The following is a 26095-nucleotide window of genomic DNA, read 5'->3' as shown; positions in this document are numbered from 1 at the left end:
TTAATAGTATGGTTAAACAAAAAGAGGAAATGAAGCAGGCAGCCAAGCAAAAACAAAAAATGACACCGAGTGAAGCCATCGTTGAAACACTTATCAAAGAAGATGTGAAAGAAGTTTACGGCATTGTCGGCTCAGCGTTTATGGATATGTTGGATTTGTTCCCGACCGCCGGTATTCGTTTCGTGCCGGTGCGCCATGAACAGACAGCCGGTCATATGGCTGATGCGCAGGAACGTGTTTCCGGCAAAGCAGGTGTTATTGTAGGTCAGAACGGCCCGGGTATTTCGAACATGGTCACGTCTGTTGCAGCGGCCAATCAGGCTCATAGTCCGATGGTTGTCATTTCTCCATCTGCAGGTAATCCGGCAAAAGGACTGGATGGATTCCAGGAAGCAGATCAAGTGTCGATGTTTAAAGACATTACAGTGGAAACGGTACAAGTTACACACACCAGCCGTGTTGCTGAACGACTGCGGACAGCTTTCCGTATTGCCTATGCTGAACGCGGCCCGGTCTTGTTTGATATTCCGCGTGATATGTTCTATGGTGAAATGGAAGACTATATCCTTGAACCGCATCAGTACCGTGTTGACAGAAAAGGAACGGGTGACCCAACCTATCTTGAACGCGCGGTTGACTTGCTGAAGAATGCCAAGAAGCCTGTCATTGTCTCCGGCCGCGGCACGGTTGATGCTGGTGGCATTGATACCGTTGTAAAACTGGCTGAATATCTGTCTGCTCCGGCAGCATGTGCATACATGCATAATGATGCGTTCCCAGCTGATCACCCGCTGGCGGTTGGTCCAATCGGCTATATGGGTTCTAAAGCAGCTATGTATTCGATGGAAGAAGCCGATGTCGTCCTGGCCATTGGTACAAGACTATCTCAGTTTGGAACGTTGCCTTGCTATGACATTGATTACTTCCCGAAGAGTGCAGACATCATTCAAATCGACATTAACCCGCGTCAAATCGGACGTACACATCCGGTTGAGGTCGGTATTATCGGCGATGCGAAGGCTGCCAGTGATGAAATCTATCGTCAGTTGCAAACCGAACTTCCGTCACCGAAAAAAGATGAAGATCGGATGAAGGCTGTCTCCAAGCGTAAAGAGGATTGGGAGCAAGAACTCGTCGATCTTGCAATGGAAGACGGTAATCCCATTAATCCACGCCGTGCGCTGTTGGAAATGACGAAAGCATTGCCTGAAAATGCGATCGTATCGTCTGATATCGGCAACGTATCTTCAACAGCAAATGCGTATTTGAAATTTACACAGCCACGCCGTCACATTGCTGCATTGACATATGGCAATACTGGATTTGCTTATCCTGCGGCTTTGGGTGCTCAAAGGGCAGAGCCTGACGCACCTGTGTTTGCCATTGTCGGCGATGGTGCTTGGGGCATGAGTCTGCACGAGGTCAGTACAGCGGTCGAGCAGAATATCCCAGTCGTTGCCTGTGTGTTTAATAACCAGTCATGGGCGGCGGAAAAGAAAAACCAAGTGGATTTCTTTGACGATCGTTATATCGGTTCCAATATCCAAGGACCGGACTTTGCGGACGTTGCCAAATCTATGGGAGCACTTGCTCATACCATTACGAAGCCGGAAGACATCGTTCCGGCCATTGAAGAAGCATTGAAACAACGCAAACCGGCTGTATTGAATATTTACGTTGATGGCACTCAGCTGGCACCACCTTTCCGTAAAGATGCTCTGAATATGCCAACACGTATCCTTGATAAGTATAAGCATCTTGATTACAGCGAATGGGGCAACTAAACCCGTTAAGGATAAATCTCTCTGGCGGCATGTGCTGCCAGAGAGATTTTAACAAGAAAGAAACGGAGTACCTCATCATGACAATGTAAGCGGTATCAACAGTGAGAGCTCATTACCCCATGATTCGTCAATATGTTGTCAATAGATATTTGATCACGCATGAATGGTATGTCATAGGAAATATGTTGAGCTTAAGTTGATTAAAAGCGGAAATACATTTGGAGGGAATAGTTGCATGAAGGAAAGGGAACAACTTACTAAAACGTTAAAACCTCATTGGGTATGGGCGATCGCTTTGGGATCAGCCATTGGTTGGGGAGCATTTGTTCAACCTTCCATTTGGATGGAAGGGTCTGGTCCACTTGGTGCCATTATTGGATTTGGTATTGGCTCTGTCCTAATGATGATAATAGCGGTCAGTTATGGTTTCCTGATTAAGCATTTTCCGGTATCAGGCGGTGAATTTGCCTACGCTTTTCTCGGTTTCAACCGCAATCACGCGTATGTGGCTGGTTGGTTTCTGGTGTTGGGCTATATTTGCATTGTTGCGTTGAATGCATCGGCGTTCTCACTGTTAATTAAATATATTGTGCCGAATATTGCTGAGCAGGGTTATTTATACAGCATGGCGGGGTGGGATGTTTATCTCGTCGAAGTTCTGATTGCAAGTGCTGCATTAGTGTTGTTTGCTTATATGAATGTTCGTGGCGGCAGTATTTCCGGTCGAATCCAGTTTGTATTTGTTGTATGCATGCTTGTAGGAGTTGCAATTCTGACCATCAGTGCGTTTTTCCTTCCGTCCACATCCGCTGACAATATGCAGCCATTATTTCAGCCGGGTGCATCGATGTGGTCAAGCGTAATCGTAATTGTAGCGATTGCACCATGGGCCTTTATTGGTTTCGATAATATACCGCAAGCGGCGGAAGAATTTAATTTCTCACCTGCAAAAGGGTTTATGCTGATTATATTGTCGCTCTTATTTGCTGGTCTCGTTTACATTGCCATGATTACCGCAACATCATTGGCAGCACCTTGGCAAGAGTTAACAAACCGGCAGTGGGGGACAGGCGACGCTATGAGTGGCATTTTGGGGAGCTTTGGCGTTTTTGTTCTCGGAATATCGCTGACCATGGGGGTAGCCACCGGTCTGAATGGTTTCTATGTAGCAAGCAGTCGTTTGTTATTTGCTATGGGGCGTGCAAAAATCATCCCAGGTATTTTTTCTAAGCTTCATCCCAAATTTGGGACGCCTTATGCCGGCATTATATTCACTTGTGCGGTATGTCTGATATCTCCCTGGTTTGGCCGGCAAGTTCTGACATGGATCGTTGATATGTCATCGGTCGGTGTTACCATTGCCTATATTTACACATGTGTTGTCGCTTACAAATTGTTTAAATGGTCGAATGAAAAGTCCTTGAGCGACCAATACCAATCGCTTCCATCTTTTGCTGCTCCAATCAAAAAAATATTCAGTCTGTTGGGAGCATTGATCGGGATGATGTTTATAGTGCTGTTGCTTATCCCGGCGTCACCAGCATTCATGGGGCTTCCATCGCTGATTGCCTTAATGATATGGATCGCACTCGGTACGATTTTCTTCATTTTCAAAGGACCTGAATTTAATAAGATTGAGTACCAAGAACTTGAACATCTGATTTTAGGGAAAAATGAAGATAGTGACGATGCCAAGGTAAGCGGTTGAAGACCTACATTGGACAGGTCCTCGATGGGTGTTTTCCCCAAATGAGAGACCTGTCCTCGTGTTTTTGAGCGGCTGTTTACATCGTTTGCAAAAGCAATTTTTTCAGAAGAGGGGAGAAGTGCTCCGTCAGCTCAGTGGCTGCTGGGACCATCATGCGGTCATGTCCGTAAATGCTCCGCATGAGATGGTCATCCTCTTCGCTTATTTCCCCCTCAGCAATAAACATACCGATAACGTTGATGTTTTTGCGGCGTGTTTCATAAACCGCTTGATTGGTGTCGATAATGCCGTTTTCTGTGTAATCCGAGGCTGCCGGTTGCCCATCGGAAAACACGAGCAGAAAGCGGTTTTTTTCATTGCGGGCTTCGAGCTCGGCGGCTGCTTTCCGGATGCTGAATCCGTCACGGTTATCTTCTTGTGCTTCCAGTTGCATAATGTTAGCTCCGTGTTTCTGATAAAGCGAATCATGGAACGAATGCACGATATGGGAATAATTTGGTTTATATTTGTCTTTGACTTCCGTGGCTTCTTCCCAAAAACCGATAATCGAATGCGGAATACCTAATTCTTTAAGCACGTCATGGAACAGAATGACGCTTTTTTTCGTTTCCTCCATCTTGTTCATCATCGACGCCGAACAATCAATCAGCAAAGTGAACGCCGCATCGATCTCTTTGGATTCATTATCCTTCTTATAAAAAAGTCTAGGAAAATCATCTGTCGCCGTCGATATCAATCGTTTTGACAGTCGCCCGGCGACGAGATTTTGACGCGCAGCTGTTTGTTTATGCGCCAGCACTTTTTCCATCGTTTTGGACAGACGTTGCCGGTAAGGAGCAATTTCCTCTTTGTACATCCGGTACTGTTTTTCTTGATCGTCAGACGGTGGTTCTGCATGTTTGATGACGTTCACGGCATGTTTGTTTTCATGACCGAATGGTTCCCCTGTTGCGGATGTGCCTTGCTGATTGGTGCGTTTCTCCATCGCTTCCATATTTGAATAGTCATTTTGCTCACTTTCTCCGGAGTCCCCTTGAATTGAGGCGGTTGCTTGATCACCTTCCTCTGTTTCACGTGCGCCTTCTCCCAACAGGCTGGACCGGGTGCCTTGCTCCAGCTCAAACTGCATGAAATTCTGTTTCTGCTCTGCGTTTTCATTTTCACTGTGCCAGGTGGAAAAGGACTCATCGAACGTGTTGCTGTCATCGTCGCTTACATCGTCTTCAAGACTGTCATTGGCCAGTGGATCGGTGCGTGTCAGTTCATCAAAAGCGGTTTCTGCGGTGTAATCAGCATAATTGGCAATTGGAACAATGAAATAGTTATGAACCATGTCCGGCATGGTTTCATCGATCCGGGCAACAACGGATTCCGCGGCATGAGCGGTCTCACGTGTATTATTGGTTTCATAGGCTCGAAAAATGGCTGATTTTATATTATCCAGCCGGTTTATTTGCTGCTTCGTCGCTCCCGGAAAGGAAGGATCCGGTTGATCGGATTGAATGAGCAGGCAAATGAGGCAGTAGAGCTCATCCATTGCATAGCCGCGCGTCACGTTCATCCTCAACTGTTGGGTGAAATAACGGCGTTGGTATTGTTGTCGAATGCGAAAAAGTTCCGCTGTGCCCGGACGTTCTCTTTTAACGATTTCTTCCAATCGTATATCTTCAAATAACGTGAACAGTTGTGATGCAAACTTTGGATGACGGGTTTTCGCTGCATGGTCCATGTATGCTTGCATCGCCGGGACAGTGGTATGATAAAGCGTACCGCGTGTCCGCAAAAGAATATCCGTTTTTAAACCGGTTTCCTGGGCTGCTTTGTTGCCAATGCCCCAATTGGCACTTGCTGTCAGGCGGCGGTTTTGGCTGTCGATAGCTGACCCGTAAGCATAGGCAAATCTCAGGTCGGGAATGCCTGTTAAAACGGCGGCCAAGTCCTGCATCTGCAGGAAAAGGCGAGTATCAATGGTTGTGTCGCGAAAACGATACATAGATATGCTCCTATCCGAATAATGTGTCAGCCATCGTAAGGACGAGTGTTTTTTCTCTGTCTTCTTCCAGTTTATCTGCGATGGCGCGACGGATGGCCCGTTTTGGCGGAATCATGGCACTTAAGTCGCACGCATCAAGCAGTGCACGTATGGAGGCTGCGTCTTCTGAAAGTTTGCCTTGGTCCACGGCTTGAATTAAATCACCGGACAACCGGACAAACAAATCAAGAATGGTGCCGTCTTGCAGCTGGCTGTCACTTTGGAGCAGTTGTTTCAATTGATCTCCCTGCACATACGGAATATCAATGACAACGAAGCGATTTTTCAATGCTTCATTTAATGGGACAGTGCCCACATAGCCTTCGTTTATAGCCGCAATGACCCCAAACCCTTGCTTAGCTGTAATGATTTCTTCGGTGAATGGATTTGTGATGGTGCGCCGGTAATCGAGCACCCCATTGATTAAAGGCAACGTTTCCGGTTTAGCCATATTAATTTCATCGATATAGAGAAATGTTCCGTTTTTCACGGCGTTGGTAACCGGTCCAGGAACAAATCGGATCACTTGTTTACCGTCTTCGTAATCAAGTGTCTTAAACCCCATAAGGCTTTCTGCGTCCAGATCAACGGAGCTGTTAATTTGAAACATGGACTGGTGAAACAGATGCGAGAGTGTTTCGGCAAATCGCGTTTTCCCCGATCCGGTCGGCCCTTTTAACAAAATATTTTTCCCCATGCTCAGCGCTGTAACAGCATCAATAAGCATAGCATCTTCAGGAGGTTTATACCCGCCGGCGCGAACAAGATCGGCAAAAGCAGGGGAATCGTGTCTGTTTTCGTTTAATAATTGTCTCGTCTCTTCTGGCAGCTGAGTCATAACCAAACTCCTTTCCGATCTCATTGTAACCTTTTCCCGGTTGATAAGAAAATGTCATGGATGACGTCATGAAAACCGTTCATCGTGACATCCTAAGTCAAAAGGGAAAGGAGGTTCTTAATGATGGAAAATAAATATGCGACTATGTCTGCTGAAACGATAAAAGAGCAGAGTCGTCGTTCCGGCTTGTCGTACAACGAAGCCAAAGCGTATATTGCTAAAACAACCGGAGGACGTGGCACAAACATCTACAGTGATACAGATGCTGAAGTCGTCAAACGCAAGAATCGGCAATCGAGGGTAAATAAACAATAGAACGTCTTCGGATTATATGATGGCATTGTTTGTCTGTCATAAGGTCAATTTACGGTGGAAAACGTAAGGATAACACTCAATGAGGGAGGTCGTGTATATGTCTGAGGAAAATAAAAATCGTAATAAAGACAAGGGCAAGCAAAATAATAAAAACCGATTCACGAGACAAAAGCCGGATCCGGATATGGAACTTGCAGAGGATACAGAATTCCTCAATTTGGAAAATAAGCGGAACAAACGGCATCGTTAAAGATAGGACAGGCTCATTACCCAAACAGGTAATGAGCCTGTTTTTTATACACATACGTTTAAAAACAGCCGTTTTCCCATCTAACCGGTTAATTTTTTTAAACGAGTGTATTAAATTTTCTAACAATTTGTAGTATAATATATTCAGTCAGACATTGAATGCGGTTACATAAAAATGGGCTGAAGGAGTTTTAGGTATGACAACGATCATAAGGAACGTTTTCATCGGTTTATCCAACAGTAAATTTTTAAATAGCCAGGCCAAAAAATGGGGGTTCTTCCTGGGTGCTGATAAGTTTGTCGCAGGTACGACCATTTCAGGTGTCGTGGAAACCGTCAAAGAATTAAATGCGAAAGGCATTAGCTGTACACTGGATAATTTGGGTGAATTTGCAGTCGATAAACAGGAAGCAACTGAAGCGAAAGCACATATTCTTGAAATTCTGAATGCTATTGATAACGAGCAGCTGGATTGTCATTTATCAGTGAAGTTAACGCAGCTGGGACTCAATTTGGATCAGCAATTTTGCATCGACACTATGAAAGATATTCTTGAAGTAGCAGAGCGGTATGATATTTTCGTCAATATTGATATGGAACATTATTCATATTATGAAATGACACTTGATGTGTTGGATGCGCTCCGCGAGCAATACAACAATGTTGGAACAGTTATTCAGTCCTATCTTTACAGGGCGGTAGATGATTTGGCCCGATTAAATAATGTTCGAATCAGAATTGTAAAAGGGGCCTACAAGGAAGATAGCGATGTTGCTTATCAGGATAATCAGGACATTGACCGTCATTTCATCACCTTGGCTAAACATCGGTTGTTGGGGGATACGTTCACGTCCATTGCGACGCATGATCATCGCATTATCAATGAACTGAAAACGTTTGTTGATGAGCACGGCATCAGTACGGATCGGTTTGAGTTTCAGATGCTGTATGGCTTTCGGAACGATATGCAGGAGAAACTTGCCAGGGAAGGGTATCCGTTCTGCACATACATTCCGTTTGGCCGTGACTGGTTCGGTTATTTTATGCGCCGTCTCGCTGAGCGACCGCAGAATATCAATCTGATGTTGAAAGACGCTTTGTACACGGAGGACAATACGTTAAAGACATGGCCTGTTATTGCGGGATCAGCGATTGCAGCCACTGCCGCTGTCGTATTTTGGCGCAGAAAGAGGTAGAGGTTTATAAAAAACAATATGACCACAAAATAGCCCCCGGATTCGTTATGATGCCGGGGGTCACTGACGTCAGACGCGATCATGTTTGATTTGACTTCGAAGCATTGGCTGGTTCGTGTTACACCGTGGCCTTCAGGCTGGAGCTGTCTGTTTCCTCGATAGGCACAATCCAACCAAATGGATCAATGATTTCACCGTACTGGATGCCAGTTAGGGTATTATACAGTTGTTTGGCAATAGCACCGGTTTCTCCTTGGTTAATATCAAGGTGATGCCCACTCCAAACAAGCTGTCCGATCGGGGAGATGACAGCAGCGGTACCTGCACCGAATGCTTCTTCCAGTTTGCCTTCCTGGTGGGCCTGGTACAATTCATCAATGGATAGTTTCCGTTCGTCAACAGGGATCTCCCAATGCTTGAGAAGTTCGATCACAGAATCCCTTGTGACACCTTCGAGGATGCTGCCGTTTAATGCAGGTGTAACGACTTTGCCGTCGATTTTGAAAAACACGTTCATGCTTCCAACTTCCTCGATATATTTCTTTTCCATGCCATCAAGCCAGAGAACCTGAGCGATTCCTTCTTCAGCCGCCTCTTGTGCTTTAAGACTGGCTGCATAATTTCCGCCGGTCTTCGCTTCACCTGTTCCACCTTTCACTGTGCGGACATAGTCGTTTTCAACGGCGATTTTTATTGGGTTGATTCCCTCTTCGTAATAAGCTCCTACCGGTGATAAAATAATCATAAATTTATAATAGCGTGATGGTGCCACACCGAGAAAAGGTTCGGTAGAGATAATAAACGGGCGAATATATAGGGACGTTCCCATTGCTTTGGGGATCCATTCCTTTTCCAACGATACCAACTGTTTGAGTGCCTTCAGTGCAAAAGCTTCGTCAATCGGCGGTATGCAAAGGCGATCGTTGGAATGATTCATACGCTTAAAGTTACGTTCGGGCCGGAAAAGCTGCGCATCGCCTTCCGGTGTAAGGTAAGCTTTCATCCCTTCAAAAACGGACTGCCCATAATGAAAAACCATGGACGATGGCTCCATTGTCAATGGTTCATATGGTACAATCCGTGCATCATGCCAGCCTTGTGCTTCTGAATAGTCCATAACAAACATATGGTCAGCAAATGTTTTGCCAAATTCAAGCTCATCATCACGCGGTTTTTCTTTTCGTGAAGAACAGAGATCTATTTGAATGGCACGTTCCTTTTCCATGTCCCCATCCCCTTGTGTAAAAAGTTGTTATCCATCTTAGAATATGATGGCTTTAAAAGCAAGCCTAAATTTTATTAGCCTTACTATTATCCTAACATGGCAGTAAAGAACTTCCCAAATGTTTTAATTTATGTTAAAATACTCAAATATTTGTGTATCGCTTCATTCATTAGAACACAAAAATATTGAACGATTCGTATATCGGGTCTATAATAGCTCGAAAGGAAAGGTGGTCTGAAGGATGGGAAAAGATTTACGCATTAAAAGTCAAGTGTTCAGTGATGATACAATGCGTGCCCCTAACCGTGCGATGTTAAGAGCGGTGGGTGTCACGGATGACGATTTTAAAAAGCCGATGGTCGGTATCGCCAGCACATGGAGTGAGGTGACACCATGTAACATTCATATTGACGATCTGGCAGTCAGTGCGAAAAAAGGGGCACAGGAAGCCGGGAGTACCCCGCTTATCTTCAATACTATCACCGTTTCTGACGGCATATCCATGGGGACCCAAGGCATGCGCTATTCGCTGCCGAGCCGTGATCTCATAGCTGATTCGATCGAAACGGTCGTAGGTGCTGAAAATCTGGATGGGTTTGTTTCTATCGGGGCCTGTGACAAAAATATCCCAGGCTGTATGATAGCGATTGCTAATGCGGATGTTCCGGCTGTATTTGTATATGGCGGTACGATTGCGCCAGGTTCCTATAAAGGGAAAGATATTGACATTGTGTCGGTCTTTGAGGGCGTCGGCAAACATAACAATGGAGATATCAGTGATGAAGAACTAAAAAACATTGAATGCAATGCTTGTCCCGGTGCCGGTGCATGCGGCGGCATGTACACGGCGAACACGATGGCATCAGCCGTTGAAGCTATGGGAATGAGTCTGCCCGGAAGTTCATCGAATCCGGCTGAGTCCGACGCAAAAGCCGAAGACTGTGCCGCAGCGGGCGAAGCTGTTTACAACCTTCTGGAACAAGGCATTTATCCGAAAGACATTATGACGAAAGAGGCATTCGAGAATGCAATGACAGTCGTGATGGCTCTTGGCGGTTCAACCAATGCCATTCTGCACTTGCTCGGAATGGCGCATGCGGTTGGAGCAGACGTCACCATCGATGATTTTAACCGCATGCAGCAACAAGTGCCGCATCTGGCCGATCTTAAACCGAGCGGTCAGTACGTCATGCAGGATCTGCACTATGCCGGCGGTGTACAAGCTGTCATGAAGCTGTTGTATGACGCGGGTTACTTGCACGGTGATTGCTTGACTGTCACCGGAAAAACCATTGCCGAAAATTTGGCGGACGCTCCGTCACTTTCCGAAGACCAGGAGATTATTGCCCCGTTTGACCATCCGAAACGGGCAGATGGTCCGCTTATTGTGTTGAAAGGCAACCTGGCGCCACGGGGAGCCGTCGCTAAAGTGTCCGGCGTGAAAGTAGCACGTCATACAGGGCCTGCCCGCGTGTTTGACTCCGAACAGGAAGCCATAGATGCGATCCGGCAAAACAAAGTGCAAGAAGGCGATGTGGTCGTCATTCGCTATGTTGGGCCTAAAGGAGGGCCGGGCATGCCGGAGATGCTGTCGGTTTCCAGTCTTCTTGTCGGCAAAGGGCTCGGAGAAAAAGTCGCTCTCTTGACGGATGGCCGTTTTTCCGGGGGAACCCACGGACTTGTTGTCGGCCACATTGCACCGGAAGCTCAGACGGGCGGACCGATTGCCCTGCTTCATGAAGGAGACAATGTGACGATCGATTCCGATAAAAAAGAAATAGTTGCTGAGGTTTCCGATGACGAATTTGCTGAGCGCAAAAAAGCATGGACAGCCCCGCCATTGTACAAAAAGGGCGTCCTTGGCAAATATGCCCATAACGTTTCTTGCTCTTCCCAGGGAGCTGTCACCGATTATAAAAACAGTGAGGATGACTAGCTATCCATCAGATAAAAATGACGTCAGCGCCGCCGCTGAGGTCATTTTTATTTGTAACAGAAATGACATAATTTTACCATCTTTATTGTGCGGCTGATGTAAACGTATACATGATTTTGGTGGTGTGGAAAGTATCGAAAAAATTCCAAAATGCTGTTGACTCTTTGTTAAAACCGTTATATGATATCAACAATATCAATTTTATCATGCAAATGAATTCGAAATAATGTTTGAATAATTGCAACTGTCATTGATTAAAATAATGTTAATTCGACGATGGGAATAAAGGAGCATGTTTGTGCGCTACCAGAGATCCGGGGTTGCTGGAAGCCCGGAAGTGCATGTTGTTCCGACATCTTCCTTGAGTGCCCTGTTGAACAGGACGCCTTATTAGGCAGGGCCGGGTGTTTGGTGACACCTGTTATCAAAACACAGCTGGCAGAATGGTCAGCTGATAAGATAGTATTCGTGAGGATGCTATAAATCTGGGTGGTACCGAGGAAAGATGACTCTTTTCTCCCCAATGATGACTGCAGGGGAGCAGTTTCCGGGGAAGAAAAGGGTCTTTTTTAATCTGTCAGCCCATAGGCGAGCCGGCAGATTATAAAGGGCGGAACAATGCCCGGCGATTCCAACTTTTTAAAGGAGGCGAGCACAGTGAGTGTAGAGGCTAAACGCGACATAAAAAACGAACAGAAAAAGGTAACCGGTTCGGATGTGCTGATTCAGGCGTTGGCAGCAAATGGCGTTGATACTGTATTCGGTTATCCGGGTGGTGCCGTTCTCCCAATCTATGATGCCCTGCACAGGAACGAGACGCCGTTCACCCATGTGCTGACTAGACATGAGCAGGGAGGCGCGCACATGGCTGAAGGCTATGCGCGAGTGACCGGCAAGCCGGGCGTTGTTTTGGCGACATCCGGACCCGGAGCAACCAACGTGATCACAGGCATCACCGACGCCATGATGGACTCACTGCCACTGGTTGTTTTCACGGGTCAGGTTGCTACCAATGTCATCGGATCGGATGCCTTTCAGGAGTCGGATGTGATGGGGATCACAACACCGATCACAAAATACAATTACCAAGTCCGGAATTTGGAAGAGTTGCCGCAAATTGTCAGTGAAGCATTCCACATAGCGTCAACTGGACGTCCGGGTCCAGTGGTGGTGGATATTCCAAAAGATATTTCACAAACAATCACAGCCAGTGACGTTAATCCATCGGCATCATGCAGTTTGCCGGGATATCAGCCGAATTGGAAGCCAAATCCATTGCAGATTACGAAATTGGCTGATGCGCTGAGTCGTTCCCAGAAGCCACTGATTCTTGCGGGAGCAGGTGTTGTTTTCAGTGAGGCATCGGATGCGCTGAAAAGATTCGCTGAGAGGCACCGTTTGCCGGTAACCAATACCTTGCATGGATTGGGAAGCTTTCCAGGAACTCACGAACTGTCGCTGGCCATGGCCGGTATGCACGGCAGTTATGCAGCGAATATGGCTATATATGACTGTGACTTGCTCATTAATATAGGTGCACGATTTGATGATCGTCTTACCGGTAATTTGAAACATTTTGCACCAAACGCGAAAGTTTCTCACATCGATATCGACCCGGCGGAAATCGGTAAAAATGTGGAAACGGAAATTCCGATAGTAGCAGATGCCAATGAAACGCTACAAGCACTGCTTGAAAAAGACATACAGGCTCATGATCACGATGAATGGATGGAGACATTGGATGAAAATAAGCAACAATATCCATTCTGGTACGACCATGCCGAGGACCGAATTTCACCGCAATGGCTGATCAAAGAAATATACCGTGAGTCAAACGGAGAAGCGATTGTTACAACGGACGTTGGTCAGCATCAAATGTGGGCGGCACAATACTATCCCTTTGATAAGCCAAACCGCTGGGTGACATCAGGCGGTCTGGGGACCATGGGCTTCGGTTTCCCTGCTGCGGTCGGTGCTCAGATCGGTGCACCGGATGACCTAGTTGTTGCTGTTGTTGGAGATGGCGGATTTCAAATGACCAGTCAGGAGCTGTCGGTCATCAAGGAACGGCAACTGCCTGTCAAAGTTATGATCGTTAATAATCAGGCACTCGGCATGGTGCGGCAATGGCAGGAAAGCTTTTATGAAGAAAGATATTCGGAATCCATTTTTTCAGAAAATCCGGATTTCGTTAAAATGGCTGAATGTTATGGCATTCGCGGCATGCGGGCGGAAAAAGAAGATGAATTGCCCGACGTGCTTACCAAAGCCTTCCAGCATGATGGACCGGTTGTCGTGGATTGCCGTGTTGTTGAAATGGAATGTGTTTATCCAATGATCGCTCCGGGCAAAGGGATTCATGAAATGATAGGGGTGACCAGATGAGACGCGTAATAACAGCGGACGTACAGGATCACAGCGGAGTGCTTAACCGGATTACCGGCATGCTCCATAAACGTCAATTTAATATTGAAAGCATTTCGGTCGGTAAATCAGAGCGGGAAGGCATATCCAAGATGACGTTTGTGGTCCATGTCAGCGACAGTCAAAAACTCGAACAACTTACAAAACAGCTAAATAAACAAATCGATGTTCTAAAAGTGAAAGACATTACCGATAAAGCAATGGTGGCACGGGAACTCGCTCTCATTAAAGTGGTCGGAAATGCCCAGGTACGTGCAGAAATACAGAGTGTTATCACGCCATTCCGGGCGTCATTAATCGATGTCGCCAGGGATAGCCTTACCGTACAGGTCACCGGGAAACCGGATAAAGTGGAGGCGTTGATTGCTCTGTTACGGCCATACGGAATTAAGGAATTGACCCGGACAGGTGTGACAGCATTCCTGCGGGGGCAACAACCGCAGGAAGTCACCGATCTGAACACCCATCTCGGATGACATCGTACATGTTGCAAAAATTTTAAGAATTATCGCTATAAACAAAGAGGAGGATGAACATTATGTCAAAAGTATTGTATGAAAAGGATATTCAAAAAGAGGTATTGCAGGAAAGAACTGTTGCGATTGTCGGTTATGGATCACAAGGACATGCGCATGCTCAGAACATGCGGGAGAGCGGCTATCATGTCATTATCGGACTGAGACCCGGCAAGTCACAGAAAAAAGCAGAAGCCGATGGATTTGAAGTCCTTTCCGTTGCCGACGCAGTAAAAAAAGCGGACGTTATTATGGTTTTGCTGCCTGATGAGCTTCAACCGGCAGTGTATGAAGAAAGCATTAAAGCGAATCTGAAAGAAGGCAATGCACTGGCGTTTGCACACGGATTTAATGTTCATTTTTCCCAAGTCGTACCGCCAGATAATGTGGATGTTTTTCTCGTTGCACCGAAAGGACCGGGTCATATTGTACGTCGTGAATTTGAAAATGGCAGCGGCGTTCCATCACTTTATGGTGTTTATCAGGATGTCACTGGCAATTGCCGGGAGATCGCCCTTGCCTATGCACAAGGCATTGGATCGGCGCGAGCAGGTATTCTAGAGACGAGCTATCAGGAAGAGACAGAAACCGACCTATTTGGTGAGCAGGCCGTGTTGTGCGGCGGGATGACGAGTCTCGTTAAAGCCGGCTTTGAAACATTGACGAATGCTGGTTATCAGCCGGAAGTAGCCTATTTCGAGTGCTTGCATGAAATGAAAATGATTGTTGACTTGATGTATGAAGGCGGATTGGAAAACGTGCGCTACTCCATCTCCGACACGGCACAATGGGGTGACTTTGTTTCCGGATCACGCGTTATTAATGATGAGACAAAAGAACGGATGCAGGAAATTCTTGAAGAGATTCAGTCCGGTGAATTTGCTAAAGGGTGGATCCTGGAGAACCAGGCAAACCGTCCAGAGTACAATGCCATTAATGCTAGGGAGAAGAATCTCCAAGTCGAACAAATTGGAAAGGAGCTACGTGAATTAATGCCTTTTGTTAAAAAGCCGCTGCAGCAAGAAGAGCAAAATAAAGAACAAAAGGATGTGGATGCCCATGTCACCAATTAAAATATTTGATACAACACTTCGGGATGGGGAGCAATCCCCCGGTGTCAACTTGAATAAGCCGGAGAAGCTGGAAATTGCCAAACAGCTGGAGCGCCTGGGTGTTGACCGAATGGAGGCAGGATTTCCTGCTTCCTCCCAGGGTGACTTTGAAGCGGTCAAAGCCATTGCGGAGACGATCACGGAAACGTCGGTGACCGGGCTGGCTCGTACGAACAAAAAAGATATCGATACAGCCTGGGAAGCGCTGAAATATGCAGAAGAACCACGATTGCATCTGTTTTTGGCGACATCGCCGATTCATATGACCTATAAATTAAAGAAAACGCCGGAACAGGTTGTGGAAAATGCTGTTGAAATGGTTGGTTATGCACGGGAGAAATTTCCACAGGTGGAGTTTTCGGCCGAAGACGCATCCCGTTCTGATTGGCCGTTTTTAGCTCACATCATCGAACAAGTTATTAATGCCGGCGCAACGGTTGTCAATCTTCCGGATACGGTCGGCTATACAACACCGGCTGAATATGGCGAAATGTTCCGGTATTTGCGTGAGACTGTCCCGAACATTGAACAAGTGGAACTGTCATGCCATTGCCATAACGATCTTGGCTTGGCTGTTGCTAATTCTATTTCCGCTGTTGAAAATGGTGCAACACAGGTGGAAGGCACCATCAACGGCATCGGGGAACGGGCCGGCAACGCGTCATTGGAAGAGGTGGCTGTTGCGCTGCGTGTCCGTTCTGATTATTATCCGTACAGCACCAATTTGAAGCTGGATGAGACGAAACAGACAAGTGATTTGATCGCAAAACTGACGGGTATGTATGTTCAGGCAAACAAAGCCGTCATCGGCCGGAACGCCTTCCAACACGAGGCAGGCATTCATCAGGATGGTGTATTGAAGAACAAACAAACCTATGAAATTATTACGCCGGAAATGGTCGGTGTCAAAGCGAACGCCCTGTTTTTGGGCAAACATTCCGGACGGCACGCGTTCAAGGATCGGGTCAGTGAATTGGGTATTGAGTTATCTGAAGAAAAATTGTCGGAAGCTTTCAAAATGTTCAAGGAGTTAACTGATCATAAACGAGAAGTGACCGATGATGATCTATATACTATATTGATGGAAATACAGACCGAAACAACAACCATCAATAAGTACGAGTTAGAAATGTTCCAAGTACAGTATGGCACAGCAAATATTCCGACGGCAACTATTTCTCTTACCACGCCAAACGGCGATACTGTACAGACGGCTTGCACCGCTCACGGTAGTGTTGAAGCATTATATCAAACGTTGGATTCGTTGATTGAAGAAGAATTGCAACTCACGGATTATCAGCTTAATTCTGTCGGACGTGGCAAGGATGCTCTTGCTGAATCCCATGTTCAGCTGACTGTTGACGGTGAAATGATGAATGGCAGAGGAACGGCACAGGATGTACTCGAAGCTTCCGTTAATGCCTTTTTAAATGCAGTGAATCGCTATTTCATCCAGCAAACCACACCAAACGTAAAAGAATCAGTTAAATAGAAGCCTATATGAATGGAATTTAAGCGCAAAGGAGGGGAAGCACATGAATAAGCACATTGTTCTGCTTCCTGGAGATGGTGTTGGCAGAGAAATTACAGAATCAGCTGCAGAAGTGCTGCAAGCGGTGGCCGGAGACTTCGGCCATACGTTTACCATGGAGGAGCAAGCCATTGGTGGAGACGCCATTGACAACGTGGGGACACCGCTTCCGGATGCAACGATTGACGCATGCCGGAATGCCGACGCCATCCTGCTTGGCGCTGTAGGCGGCCCGAAATGGGACGGAATGTCTGCTGATAAACGGCCGGAAAAAGGACTGTTAGGTATTCGCAAAGCATTGGAACTGTTTGCCAACTTGCGTCCGATTAAAGGTTTCCCATCATTGTTGCATGCATCTCCCTTGAAAGAAACTATTATTGAAGACAGTGATATCCTCATCGTGCGGGAACTGACAGGCGGTATTTATTTCGGAACGCCAAGTGAACGGAGAGACAACGGCAATAAAGTTGTTGACACGCTTGTCTATGAACGGGAAGAGATGGAACGAATCATTGATAAAGCGTTCCAGAGTGCCCGTCTCCGCCGTGGACATTTGACGTCTGTTGATAAAGCGAATGTATTGGAATCAAGCCGGCTTTGGCGTGAAATCGTTGAAGAAAAGAAAAACGACTATCCGGATGTGACGGTGGAACACATGCTGGTTGATGCAGCTGCTATGCAACTTATCACCCAACCGAATCAATTTGATGTCTTAGTAACAGAGAATATGTTTGGTGATATTTTAAGCGATGAAGCTTCCGTATTAACCGGTTCCCTTGGCATGCTACCATCAGCGAGCATTCGAACAGACGGTGTCGGTCTATATGAACCTGTGCACGGATCCGCTCCGGACATTGCAGGTTGTGACACGGCTAATCCGCTTGGAATGATTCTCTCGGCAGCTCTTATGCTTCGTCACTCGTTCGGAATGGAATCGGAAGCTTCTTCTATTGAACGGTCTGTCCGCGAATGTCTCGATCAAGGGTATCATACAGCAGACCTTGGCATGAACGGCGGTCAGGAAGTCGGTACACGACAAATGACGAAAGCTGTATTGGATCATTTGACGGTTAAACGTGTCACAGACGGCATTTAAAAATCACGGTCAGCATTGGGAGGTGAAACCATGGGGAAACCAAAAACCATTATTGAAAAAATATGGAATAAGCACATGGTCCATGAAGAAGAAGGCAAGCCGGATTTGATGTATGTGGATTTGCATTTGGTGCACGAAGTGACGTCTCCGCAAGCGTTTGAAGGACTTCGTTTGAACAACCGCGATGTGCGGCGTCCTGATTTGACGTATGCCACGATGGATCATAATGTTCCCACGAAAAACCGGGACGTTATCAATGATGGTATTTCGCAAAAACAAATGGACACATTGCGTAAAAACTGCAGCGATTTTGGTATCACATTGGCGGATATGATGCATCCTGATCAAGGCATTGTTCACGTCATTGGACCACAGTTGGGTATGACCCAACCGGGCAAAACGATTGTTTGCGGTGACAGCCATACGTCCACACACGGTGCATTTGGAGCACTTGCTTTTGGTATCGGAACAAGTGAAGTGGAACATGTTCTGGCAACTCAGACGTTGTGGCAGAAACGTCCACAGACATTGAACGTCCATGTGGAAGGTGACCTTGGCACAGGGGTTACAGCCAAAGACTTAATATTGGCAATTATTTCTAAATTTGGTGTGCGTTTCGGTACTGGTTATATTATTGAATATACAGGGGAAGCGATTCGCAACTTATCCATGGAAGGACGGATGACAGTCTGCAATATGTCGATTGAAGCCGGTGCAAGAGCTGGTTTGATCAGCCCCGATGAAACAACGGTCGAATTCTTACGGGGTAGGCCGAATGTACCACAGGGGGAAGCATTTGATGAAGCGGCTGAGCAATGGCTGGCATTAGCAACGGATGAAGGAGCTGACTACGACAAGACAGTCACGATCCAGGCGGACGAAATTGAGCCACAAGTATCCTGGGGCACCAATCCCGGTATGTGTGTACCTGTAAGTGGCAACACACCGACTGTTAGCCAGTCAGATAATCCGGATGAAATAGCTCATGCTTTGGAATATATGGGACTGGAAGAAAACCAACCTGTGCAATCGATTGCTATCGATCATGTATTTATTGGTTCATGCACTAACTCCCGCATTACCGATTTGCGTAAAGCAGCCGGCATCGTTAACGGCCAACAAGTGAATGAAGGTATCCGGGCCATTGTAGTACCGGGATCATTTGGTACTAAAGAACAAGCGGAAAAAGAAGGGCTCGATGTTATTTTCAAGGATGCCGGTTTTGAATGGCGTGAAGCCGGATGCAGTATGTGCCTTGCCATGAATGATGATATTGTTCCACCGGGTGGTCGGTGTGCATCCACATCAAACCGGAATTTTGAAGGACGTCAGGGCAATGGAGCACGTACGCATTTGGTCAGCCCAGAAATGGCAGCGGCAGCAGCCATTGAGGGATACTTTGTTGATGTGCGGAAATTTACAGCCAATGTATATAGTTAGGAGGTGGCAATCATGGAAGCCATTCAAGAGCATCAGGGAGTTGTTGTACCACTGAACCTGTCGAATGTCGACACTGACCAGATCATTCCGAAGCAATTTTTGAAACGGATTGAACGTACTGGATTTGGACAGTTTTTGTTTAACAATTGGCGTTTTGATGATGATGGCAACATAGAGGAAGATTTTGTACTGAATAAGCCGGCGTATCAAGACGGTTCGATTCTGTTGGCCGGGGATAATTTCGGCTGCGGATCATCCCGTGAACACGCGCCATGGGCCCTTTTGGATTACGGGTTCCGTGTTATTATTGCCCCCAGTTTTGCAGATATTTTTTATAATAATGCCATGAAGAATGGGATTATTCCAATTGAAATGGGCAAAGAACAACTTCAACAGTGGATGCAAAAGGCTGAACAGGCAGGGCTGAAGCTTAAGGTTGATTTAGACAAACAGATCGTCCATGACGATGTACGGGAAGTGCCTTTTGATATTCCGGCGTATCACCGAGAAAACCTGCTTAACGGTTATGATGAAATTGCACTCACACTGAAGCATGAAGACAAAATCACATCGTTTGAACAAGCAGCTCAATAATTGAAACAAAGCGCATGTGACAATAACGATACAAAAAACAAGGAGCGTGAGTCAGTTGGGAATTACGTGCTAAGTGACGTGGCTGATGCGGCAATGGACCGTTTAGCAACGGTTGTACACCGCACACCAATCATGAGATCAGAGACAACCAATAAATTAGTGGGAAAACACGTTTATTTTAAGATGGAAAACCAGCAGAAAACAGGTGCATTCAAATTTAGAGGCGCCAGTTTTAAACTGACACAGTTGTCGAATGAACAACTGAAAAAAGGGGTTATCGCAGCATCAGCCGGCAATCATGCCCAAGGTGTAGCAAATGCAGCATCCAAACTAAATGTGCGGGCAACCATTTTCATGCCGGAGAAAACACCTGTTGCTAAAATCAATGCCACTCGAGCCTATGGCGCAGACGTTGTTCTCACCGGGGAATCATTTCAGGAAGCGTATGAAGCTTCTCTGAAACGTCAAATGCAGACAGGTGCAGAGTATATTCATCCATTTGATGATTATGATGTTATGGCAGGTCAGGGCACCATTGCAACGGAAATGTTGCAACAGGAGGACCGAATTGATACGATTCTTGTCCCGGTCGGCGGCGGTGGCTTGATTAGTGGGATAGCAACTGCTGCCAAGCAAAAAAATCCGCATATTAAAGTGATTGGCGTCCAGGCGGCTGGTGCATCAGCCATGTATACAAGTTATTGTCACAGGCAGGTCGCCCGTCTTGACAAGGTATCAACAATTGCTGAGGGAATTGCTGTGAAAAAGCCAGGAGAGCGCACACTTCCGCTGATCAGAAGATATGTTGACGATATAATGACGGTCAGCGACGAAGAAATTGCAGCAGCCACGGTTTATATGCTGGAACGGAATAAAACGTTGCTCGAAGGAGCCGGTGCAACCCCATTAGCCGCATTATTCGCACACAACAGTAAAATTAAATCCGACCATTGCGGCATGGTTATGAGCGGCGGCAACATGGATATCAGCACCCTCCCTATGATCCAACAACTTGCCAGCAAACACCATCATTCAGCATAAATGGTAAAAAGGGACAGATTCTGTCTCTTTTTTTATTGCGCTATGTGCCAATCTTTTTATTTGCCAAATAATAGACAAGAAATCAAAAGGTCAGGTTCTTTAGTCGATCAATATGTGGTAAGGTGGTATGAAAAAAGAACAGGCAGACTGGTATAGTAAACAGTTCTACCTGTTCGCTGTTCTTGAAAACGGAAGGAGATAGGGTTGTCTGTACATCAAAAGCTGTTATTGAAAGCTACCTTCCATGAGCGAATCTTGAACCGGACGGCGGTCGGAAGGTTTTTCACGTTCTTGCAGTTCCTGATCAAGGATGTCTTTTTCCCCTTGGTAGCCAATCGCTATAAGCGCTTGAATATCAAATTCATCTGGTATATTTAACAGTTCACGTGCTTTGTCTTTGTAGAAACCGGCCATTCCATGGGTAATGAGGCCTTCCTTTGCTGCTTGCAAGGACAGGTAACCCCAAGCTGTACCGGCATCAAATGCATGTGTGGCGGTTTCTTTATCTGAGATGATCAGAGTGAGAACAGGTGCCCTTTCACACCATTTCCTATTTCCATCCATAACAAAGGAATGAAATGTTTCTCTGTCTTCTTTCGTGCGTGCTAAAATGAACCGCCATGGCTGTATATTTCCGGAAGAAGGTGCCCAACGGGCTGCTTCAAACACCCTTAATAACACATCTTCAGGCACGTCTTTATCTAAAAATGACCGGGGTGACCAGCGATTTATGTAGATTGGGTCAATATCGTGGTCCGCTTGGCGAAATTGTTGTATATCAGTCGTCTTCATTCGTATATCCTCCTCTTAAAAAATTCAGTAATTTAATATTATAATCATTTATAGTTTTAAAATCAACTGATTTGTTCGTGTGAGCGCGAAAGTCAATATGTTAACGAAAAAAGGCACTTAAAACGTTTATATAAGCGTTTAAGTGCCTTAGCGTATTCATGATGGAGCATATCGGGCTCGAACCGATGACCTCATCGCTGCCAGCGATGCGCTCTCCCAACTGAGCTAATGCCCCGTTGATTCCAAAATTCATTATAACCACTTACACGCAGTTTTTCAAGAGGAGAATTTAAAGTTTTAATTTTCTGTTATAAAAGAAACGATATCATATTCTCTCGGGCATAGTTGTTAAAAGATGTCGATAGTCAAAGCAAATGATAATCATACAAATCCAAATGCCAATTATTAATGAGTACCATTCATTTGCATTTATTCATCGCCGTAATCTATTCTGTATATAACTATCAACTATTAGTGAAAAAGAATTAGTTTGTGGTCAATCATTTTCTGATACAGAACAACAACCACTTACTATGATAAAATAAGCATAATAGAGAGGAGATGATTTCATGGATCTTGGACTCAGCAATAAATCGGTATTAATACTGGCCTCCAGTAAAGGACTTGGAAAAGCAACGGCGGCTCAGTTTGCTGAAGAGGGTGCACGGGTCTATTTAGCGAGCCGAAGCAAGGATGCGTTGCAGCAAGCAGCTGATGACATCACAAAAGAGACTGGTAACACGCATGTAGCTTATTCGGTTTGTGATATGACCGATTACGATTCCATCAAACAGGTGGTTGACTATGCTGCCCGAGAAAACGGTGGAATTGACGTGCTTGTGAATAATACAGGCGGGCCACCAGCGGGAACGTTTGATGACGTGGATGATCAGGCGTGGCAGCAGGCGTTTGAATTAAATTTATTAAGCTTTACGCGGACGATCCGGGAAGTGCTGCCGTATATGCGCAAGCGCGGAGGCGGTCGAATTGTCAATTTTGCATCCTCATCAATTAAACAGCCGATTGACAATCTGATTCTATCCAACACGTTCCGGGCAGGTATCACCGGCTTGTCGAAAAGTCTATCACAGGAATTGGCTGGTGACCGTATTTTAATCAACACGATGGGTGCGGGGCGAATTTCAACTGAACGGGTGCAATCACTTGATGCCATCAAAGCGGATGCACTGAACATGGAAATAAACGACTTAAAAGCATCAAATGAAAAACAAATTCCAATGGGACGATACGGTGAGCCAGAGGAATTTGCCAAGTTGGCCGTGTTTCTTTGTTCGGAAGCAAATACGTATATTACCGGACAATCGTTACTTGTTGACGGGGGCATGGTTAAAGCACTTTAGCTGACTGCCTGTTTTCTGTTTGGGGAAGGTTGTGCGGATTTATCCACTGATCAAAAAGGGGCAATGGTATGATGGCAGAATCGAATGTATGCATTGTTGGCAGCATGAACATGGATTTGGTGGTAACAACGGAAACAATGCCGCAGCAGGGCGAAACGGTCATGGGCAAAGACTTTTCCAAGAATCCAGGTGGAAAAGGTGCCAATCAAGCTGTGGCCGCATCACGAATGGGAGCAAACGTCCATTTTATCGGAGCGGTCGGTGATGATACATTTGGTCAAACGCTTCTCGATAATCTGACTAATGAAGGCATTCAAACCGGCGGCGTGGAAATTATACCGGAAGCGGCGACAGGCACAGCGACAATCATTCTGTCCAATCAGGATAATCGCATCATTGTTGCCCCGGGTGCCAATAACGGTGTGACACCGGAACTTGTTGAGCGTCACCGCCGTCTAATTGCTGGCAGTGATGTCGTGCTCCTGCAGCTGGAAGTGCCAATGGAGACGGTGGTGTTCTCCGTGGAAGAGGCAGCAAAAAGCGGAGTCCCGGTCATTCTGAACCCAGCGCCATACCAGCGACTGCCTGATAGTGTTCTTCAAGGCGTCCGCTGGTTGACACCGAATGAATTGGAGGCTACTGAGCTGGCCAACGACGCTCCCGATGAAACCGTTCGGGAAAAGTGGATTGTTACCCGCGGTGCTCATGGAGCCACTTTTATGGAAAATGGCCAGGAGAAGCCGGTGGATGGCTATACGATGAAGGTCAATGATACCACTGGCGCCGGGGACACCTTTAATGGTGCTCTTGCTTCAGCGCTTGGCGTCGATGCATCGATTGATCGGGCGATTCAAATGGCGAATGCGGCAGCTGCTTTATCCGTGACAAAAACCGGGGCACAGCATGGCATGCCAACAAAACGCCAAACGGAAATATTTTTACAAGAAAATCATTAATAAGATTCGGAGCAAGAAAAAACAGCTGAATCCGGAAGAAGAATCAACTGTTATTTTCTTTGGTGAATACAGGAAGTCTTTCCAAGTAAGTGATGTCTTTGCGTTCGGCAGCTTCCCCTTCAGCCAAAATAGCCGCCTTAGCGGAAATGGTCCCACCGGCCTTGGAGACAATTTCTTCCAATGCTTGGATGGACCCGCCTGAACTGATAACGTCATCAATCAGAGCAATGCGTTTATGGTTGATATGAGCAGCGTCTTCATCACTAAGGCAAAGCGTTTGTTTTTCTTGTGTCGTGATCGATGTGACTTCATGGACAAGCGGACTATGCATATAAGGCTTCACACTTTTTCGGGCGACAATGTAACGATCCATGTTCAGCTGTTTGGACAGCTCATGAACAAATGGGATGCCTTTTGCTTCAGCTGTTACAAGCAAATCTACTTCCGGTAAATGAGGAATGATTTTTTCCGCAGCCGCTGCAACGAGTTGCGTATCGCCAAGGATAACAAAACTGGCGATCTTCGTATCGTTATTGACCGGAATAACGGGAAGTTGCCGCTTAACTCCGGCTACGTGCAGTTCATAGGTTTCCAAAACGGACCACCTCTTTCATACTATTTTCTAATCAAAACAATGCCAACAGTAACTCCATAACGACACCGGAGAGCATGCCGAGAAACGGATCAGATACTGCGGTGACGACAAGGGTAACCCCACCGATAATGCCAGTTCCGGCTCCATCGGCGGTAAAAGCTGCAGCTGCGTTATCCGGAAGAGTAACAATGGCGCCGAGCACAAATAAAAATCCGGCAATGGACGCACTGGGAACGTACTTTCCGATTTTTGGCAACAACTTAAAAAACAGAATGACGGCCATCAATGCCATCATTAAGACACCGGCTAAGACGGCATGCGGCGCACTGGCTGTTGCGGAAATGACGACTTCCACAGGTCCGCCGCCAAATAAAGACGACCCCATATCTGCAAGACTGCTGATGATTGTAATGGTGTCAATATTTACGTCAGTCCCCGCAATGCCGGCGTTAATTTTGCCGAATGCAATATTCGCCCCAATGTTTAAGCAAACCATGGCAAGCGCCCCGCGTATGACGGATGGATTTAATAGTGGCTTATGCAGGCTGAATGTTTCATCGGCAGCTGTTTTGTCGGTATCCGTTTGTCCCTTTTGACTGATGTAATGGCCAATGCTTGCCACGATGACGGATATCGTGATCGTATAGACAAGGTCTTGAGTAGCGGCATAAACGATCAGAGCACTGCCGAATGATATACCGCCAGCAAGTCTGTCGTTTCGCATCATATCCCACGCAACTTTAGCGAGCATAACTCCGACACCCGCCATCATGCCATTGGTAATAACGGGACCGATCCAGTCAATGATTTGTTCCATAAGACCGAACATAGCGATGATAGCTAACAGAAGTGCCCCATAAAAGATCATCGATAATCGTTCTCTTATGTTGTTGCCCATCGTTCCGGCGACTGTTATCGTTTCCGCTTGGAAGGAAATAACGGCCACATTGCTTGTAAGTGTATTGCCAAATGCGCCAATGACAAATGCGATAGCAGTGGGCAAGGACGCAAACCCGAACGACATAGCCAAAAGACCTTGTGGAAGCCCGTTCAGAACGCCGCTGATGGCTGCAAGCAGATCTTTTATAATATCCATTGGTTCAAATGATACCTCCCTCTGGGCAATAAAAAAAGCCGCTCGGGATGAACGGCTCTTTCAAAATAAGAATGCTACCGTCCATAGAAGGATGGTTTCCGGCCATCCAGTAGAAACTCCCGGACCTTATTACCGGGATTATATGGTACATCGCTGTATACACGAACAATTCTATCATTTAAACTATTAATATTCAACTATATATATCTTTTCTGCAATATAATAGATTTAAACAGGTTATTATATAAATAAAAACGAA

22 protein-coding genes, 1 tRNA gene and 1 riboswitch are annotated in these 26095 nt (G+C 46.1%); of the genes, 16 read left to right on the top strand and 7 right to left on the bottom strand.

Features of this window, described 5'->3' with window-relative positions; all coding sequences use genetic code 11:
• Positions 1–8: 8 nt before the first annotated feature.
• Together xsc and ACZ5Q7_RS00200 are read left to right on the top strand one after the other, a co-directional pair.
• On the top strand, positions 9–1784 hold the full coding sequence (gene xsc / locus ACZ5Q7_RS00205; RefSeq protein ID WP_343754035.1) for a sulfoacetaldehyde acetyltransferase: 1776 nt from the start codon (positions 9–11) through the stop codon (positions 1782–1784).
• A 235-nt stretch (positions 1785–2019) separates the two neighbouring features.
• A complete protein-coding gene (locus ACZ5Q7_RS00200) occupies positions 2020–3492 on the top strand; it encodes an APC family permease (protein WP_343754033.1) in 1473 nt (490 codons plus the stop codon).
• A gap of 76 nt (positions 3493–3568) precedes the next feature.
• Here the strand turns inward: ACZ5Q7_RS00200 and ACZ5Q7_RS00195 are convergent, their stop codons facing one another.
• Positions 3569–5485 carry a vWA domain-containing protein gene (locus tag ACZ5Q7_RS00195; protein ID WP_343754031.1) on the bottom strand — a complete coding sequence of 639 codons (1917 nt, stop codon included), beginning with the start codon at positions 5483–5485 and terminating at the stop codon, positions 3569–3571.
• Between the two features lie 10 nt (positions 5486–5495).
• Positions 5496–6362 (bottom strand): MoxR family ATPase, encoded by an 867-nt coding sequence (locus ACZ5Q7_RS00190; RefSeq protein WP_343754029.1) that lies wholly within the window; start codon positions 6360–6362, stop codon positions 5496–5498.
• 120 nt (positions 6363–6482) lie between these two features.
• On the opposite strand from ACZ5Q7_RS00190, the gene ACZ5Q7_RS00185 reads away from it, so the two are divergent.
• The 3 genes from ACZ5Q7_RS00185 to ACZ5Q7_RS00175 all read left to right on the top strand — a co-directional run bounded on the left by ACZ5Q7_RS00185 (position 6483) and on the right by ACZ5Q7_RS00175 (position 8122).
• Positions 6483–6677, top strand: a complete 195-nt coding sequence (locus ACZ5Q7_RS00185; protein ID WP_343754027.1) for a hypothetical protein — start codon at positions 6483–6485, stop codon at positions 6675–6677.
• Positions 6678–6774: 97 nt separating this feature from the next.
• A complete protein-coding gene (locus ACZ5Q7_RS00180) occupies positions 6775–6927 on the top strand; it encodes a hypothetical protein (RefSeq protein ID WP_343754025.1) in 153 nt (50 codons plus the stop codon).
• A 196-nt stretch (positions 6928–7123) separates the two neighbouring features.
• Positions 7124–8122, top strand: a complete 999-nt coding sequence (locus ACZ5Q7_RS00175; RefSeq protein WP_343754023.1) for a proline dehydrogenase family protein — start codon at positions 7124–7126, stop codon at positions 8120–8122.
• Positions 8123–8240: 118 nt separating this feature from the next.
• Here ACZ5Q7_RS00175 and ACZ5Q7_RS00170 read toward each other — a convergent pair whose 3' ends face one another.
• Entirely contained in the window at positions 8241–9347 is a 1107-nt protein-coding gene (locus tag ACZ5Q7_RS00170) for a branched-chain amino acid aminotransferase (protein WP_343754021.1), read from the bottom strand.
• Positions 9348–9588: 241 nt separating this feature from the next.
• Here ACZ5Q7_RS00170 and ilvD point away from each other — a divergent pair, with 241 nt between their 5' ends.
• The 9 genes from ilvD (at position 9589) to ilvA (ending at position 21036) form a co-directional block, all read left to right on the top strand.
• Positions 9589–11283, top strand: a complete 1695-nt coding sequence (ilvD, locus tag ACZ5Q7_RS00165; protein ID WP_343754019.1) for a dihydroxy-acid dehydratase — start codon at positions 9589–9591, stop codon at positions 11281–11283.
• A gap of 657 nt (positions 11284–11940) precedes the next feature.
• On the top strand, positions 11941–13668 hold the full coding sequence (gene ilvB / locus ACZ5Q7_RS00160; protein ID WP_343754017.1) for a biosynthetic-type acetolactate synthase large subunit: 1728 nt from the start codon (positions 11941–11943) through the stop codon (positions 13666–13668).
• Positions 13665–14183 (top strand): acetolactate synthase small subunit, encoded by a 519-nt coding sequence (ilvN, locus tag ACZ5Q7_RS00155; protein WP_343754015.1) that lies wholly within the window; start codon positions 13665–13667, stop codon positions 14181–14183. The genes ilvB and ilvN overlap by 4 nt, the downstream gene beginning before the upstream one ends.
• A gap of 62 nt (positions 14184–14245) precedes the next feature.
• On the top strand, positions 14246–15295 hold the full coding sequence (ilvC, locus tag ACZ5Q7_RS00150) for a ketol-acid reductoisomerase (protein ID WP_343754013.1): 1050 nt from the start codon (positions 14246–14248) through the stop codon (positions 15293–15295).
• Complete coding sequence (locus ACZ5Q7_RS00145; RefSeq protein WP_343754011.1) at positions 15282–16826, top strand: 2-isopropylmalate synthase; 1545 nt, start codon at positions 15282–15284, stop codon at positions 16824–16826. Before ilvC ends, ACZ5Q7_RS00145 begins: the two co-directional genes overlap by 14 nt.
• 43 nt (positions 16827–16869) lie before the next feature.
• Positions 16870–17961: a 3-isopropylmalate dehydrogenase gene (gene leuB / locus ACZ5Q7_RS00140; RefSeq protein WP_343754009.1), complete on the top strand. Its 1092-nt coding sequence runs from the start codon at positions 16870–16872 to the stop codon at positions 17959–17961.
• Between the two features lie 30 nt (positions 17962–17991).
• Entirely contained in the window at positions 17992–19401 is a 1410-nt protein-coding gene (gene leuC / locus ACZ5Q7_RS00135) for a 3-isopropylmalate dehydratase large subunit (protein ID WP_343754007.1), read from the top strand.
• 12 nt (positions 19402–19413) lie between these two features.
• Positions 19414–19995: a 3-isopropylmalate dehydratase small subunit gene (gene leuD / locus ACZ5Q7_RS00130; protein ID WP_343754005.1), complete on the top strand. Its 582-nt coding sequence runs from the start codon at positions 19414–19416 to the stop codon at positions 19993–19995.
• 93 nt (positions 19996–20088) lie between these two features.
• Complete coding sequence (gene ilvA / locus ACZ5Q7_RS00125) at positions 20089–21036, top strand: threonine ammonia-lyase (protein ID WP_343754218.1); 948 nt, start codon at positions 20089–20091, stop codon at positions 21034–21036.
• A 225-nt stretch (positions 21037–21261) separates the two neighbouring features.
• On the opposite strand, the gene ACZ5Q7_RS00120 is transcribed toward ilvA, so the two are convergent.
• Both ACZ5Q7_RS00120 and ACZ5Q7_RS00115 read right to left on the bottom strand, forming a co-directional pair.
• A complete protein-coding gene (locus ACZ5Q7_RS00120) occupies positions 21262–21828 on the bottom strand; it encodes a nitroreductase family protein (protein WP_343754003.1) in 567 nt (188 codons plus the stop codon).
• A 162-nt stretch (positions 21829–21990) separates the two neighbouring features.
• Positions 21991–22063: transfer RNA gene (locus ACZ5Q7_RS00115), tRNA-Ala, on the bottom strand.
• 334 nt (positions 22064–22397) lie between these two features.
• Between ACZ5Q7_RS00115 and ACZ5Q7_RS00110 the strand changes: the two genes are divergently transcribed.
• Both ACZ5Q7_RS00110 and rbsK read left to right on the top strand, forming a co-directional pair.
• Entirely contained in the window at positions 22398–23189 is a 792-nt protein-coding gene (locus tag ACZ5Q7_RS00110; RefSeq protein WP_343754001.1) for an SDR family oxidoreductase, read from the top strand.
• 68 nt (positions 23190–23257) lie between these two features.
• The gene (gene rbsK, locus ACZ5Q7_RS00105) at positions 23258–24145 is read left to right on the top strand and encodes a ribokinase (RefSeq protein WP_343753999.1); all 888 of its coding nucleotides are present in this window, start codon (positions 23258–23260) and stop codon (positions 24143–24145) included.
• 43 nt (positions 24146–24188) lie between these two features.
• Here the strand turns inward: rbsK and ACZ5Q7_RS00100 are convergent, their stop codons facing one another.
• Both ACZ5Q7_RS00100 and ACZ5Q7_RS00095 read right to left on the bottom strand, forming a co-directional pair.
• Complete coding sequence (locus ACZ5Q7_RS00100; protein WP_343753997.1) at positions 24189–24740, bottom strand: phosphoribosyltransferase family protein; 552 nt, start codon at positions 24738–24740, stop codon at positions 24189–24191.
• Between the two features lie 31 nt (positions 24741–24771).
• Positions 24772–25836 carry an NCS2 family permease gene (locus ACZ5Q7_RS00095; protein ID WP_343753995.1) on the bottom strand — a complete coding sequence of 355 codons (1065 nt, stop codon included), beginning with the start codon at positions 25834–25836 and terminating at the stop codon, positions 24772–24774.
• Positions 25837–25900: 64 nt separating this feature from the next.
• Positions 25901–26002, bottom strand: a riboswitch (purine riboswitch).
• Positions 26003–26095 lie beyond the last annotated feature (93 nt).

This window comes from Lentibacillus halophilus, from assembly GCF_055395055.1.
The sequence above is the reverse complement of the archived record's forward strand: the minus strand, read 5'-3'. Positions and strand labels throughout refer to the sequence as shown.

Bases quoted from the DNA above. Each gene is read 5' to 3' on its own strand.
- xsc (WP_343754035.1), top strand. From the start codon at position 9: ATGGTTAAACAAAAAGAGGAAATGAAGCAGGCAGCCAAGCAAAAACAA.
- ACZ5Q7_RS00200 (WP_343754033.1), top strand. From the start codon at position 2,020: ATGAAGGAAAGGGAACAACTTACTAAAACGTTAAAACCTCATTGGGTA.
- ACZ5Q7_RS00195 (WP_343754031.1), bottom strand. From the start codon at position 5,485: ATGTATCGTTTTCGCGACACAACCATTGATACTCGCCTTTTCCTGCAG.
- ACZ5Q7_RS00190 (WP_343754029.1), bottom strand. From the start codon at position 6,362: ATGACTCAGCTGCCAGAAGAGACGAGACAATTATTAAACGAAAACAGA.
- ACZ5Q7_RS00185 (WP_343754027.1), top strand. From the start codon at position 6,483: ATGATGGAAAATAAATATGCGACTATGTCTGCTGAAACGATAAAAGAG.
- ACZ5Q7_RS00180 (WP_343754025.1), top strand. From the start codon at position 6,775: ATGTCTGAGGAAAATAAAAATCGTAATAAAGACAAGGGCAAGCAAAAT.
- ACZ5Q7_RS00175 (WP_343754023.1), top strand. From the start codon at position 7,124: ATGACAACGATCATAAGGAACGTTTTCATCGGTTTATCCAACAGTAAA.
- ACZ5Q7_RS00170 (WP_343754021.1), bottom strand. From the start codon at position 9,347: ATGGAAAAGGAACGTGCCATTCAAATAGATCTCTGTTCTTCACGAAAA.
- ilvD (WP_343754019.1), top strand. From the start codon at position 9,589: ATGGGAAAAGATTTACGCATTAAAAGTCAAGTGTTCAGTGATGATACA.
- ilvN (WP_343754015.1), top strand. From the start codon at position 13,665: ATGAGACGCGTAATAACAGCGGACGTACAGGATCACAGCGGAGTGCTT.
- ilvC (WP_343754013.1), top strand. From the start codon at position 14,246: ATGTCAAAAGTATTGTATGAAAAGGATATTCAAAAAGAGGTATTGCAG.
- ACZ5Q7_RS00145 (WP_343754011.1), top strand. From the start codon at position 15,282: ATGTCACCAATTAAAATATTTGATACAACACTTCGGGATGGGGAGCAA.
- leuB (WP_343754009.1), top strand. From the start codon at position 16,870: ATGAATAAGCACATTGTTCTGCTTCCTGGAGATGGTGTTGGCAGAGAA.
- leuC (WP_343754007.1), top strand. From the start codon at position 17,992: ATGGGGAAACCAAAAACCATTATTGAAAAAATATGGAATAAGCACATG.
- leuD (WP_343754005.1), top strand. From the start codon at position 19,414: ATGGAAGCCATTCAAGAGCATCAGGGAGTTGTTGTACCACTGAACCTG.
- ilvA (WP_343754218.1), top strand. From the start codon at position 20,089: ATGGACCGTTTAGCAACGGTTGTACACCGCACACCAATCATGAGATCA.
- ACZ5Q7_RS00120 (WP_343754003.1), bottom strand. From the start codon at position 21,828: ATGAAGACGACTGATATACAACAATTTCGCCAAGCGGACCACGATATT.
- ACZ5Q7_RS00110 (WP_343754001.1), top strand. From the start codon at position 22,398: ATGGATCTTGGACTCAGCAATAAATCGGTATTAATACTGGCCTCCAGT.
- rbsK (WP_343753999.1), top strand. From the start codon at position 23,258: ATGATGGCAGAATCGAATGTATGCATTGTTGGCAGCATGAACATGGAT.
- ACZ5Q7_RS00095 (WP_343753995.1), bottom strand. From the start codon at position 25,836: ATGGATATTATAAAAGATCTGCTTGCAGCCATCAGCGGCGTTCTGAAC.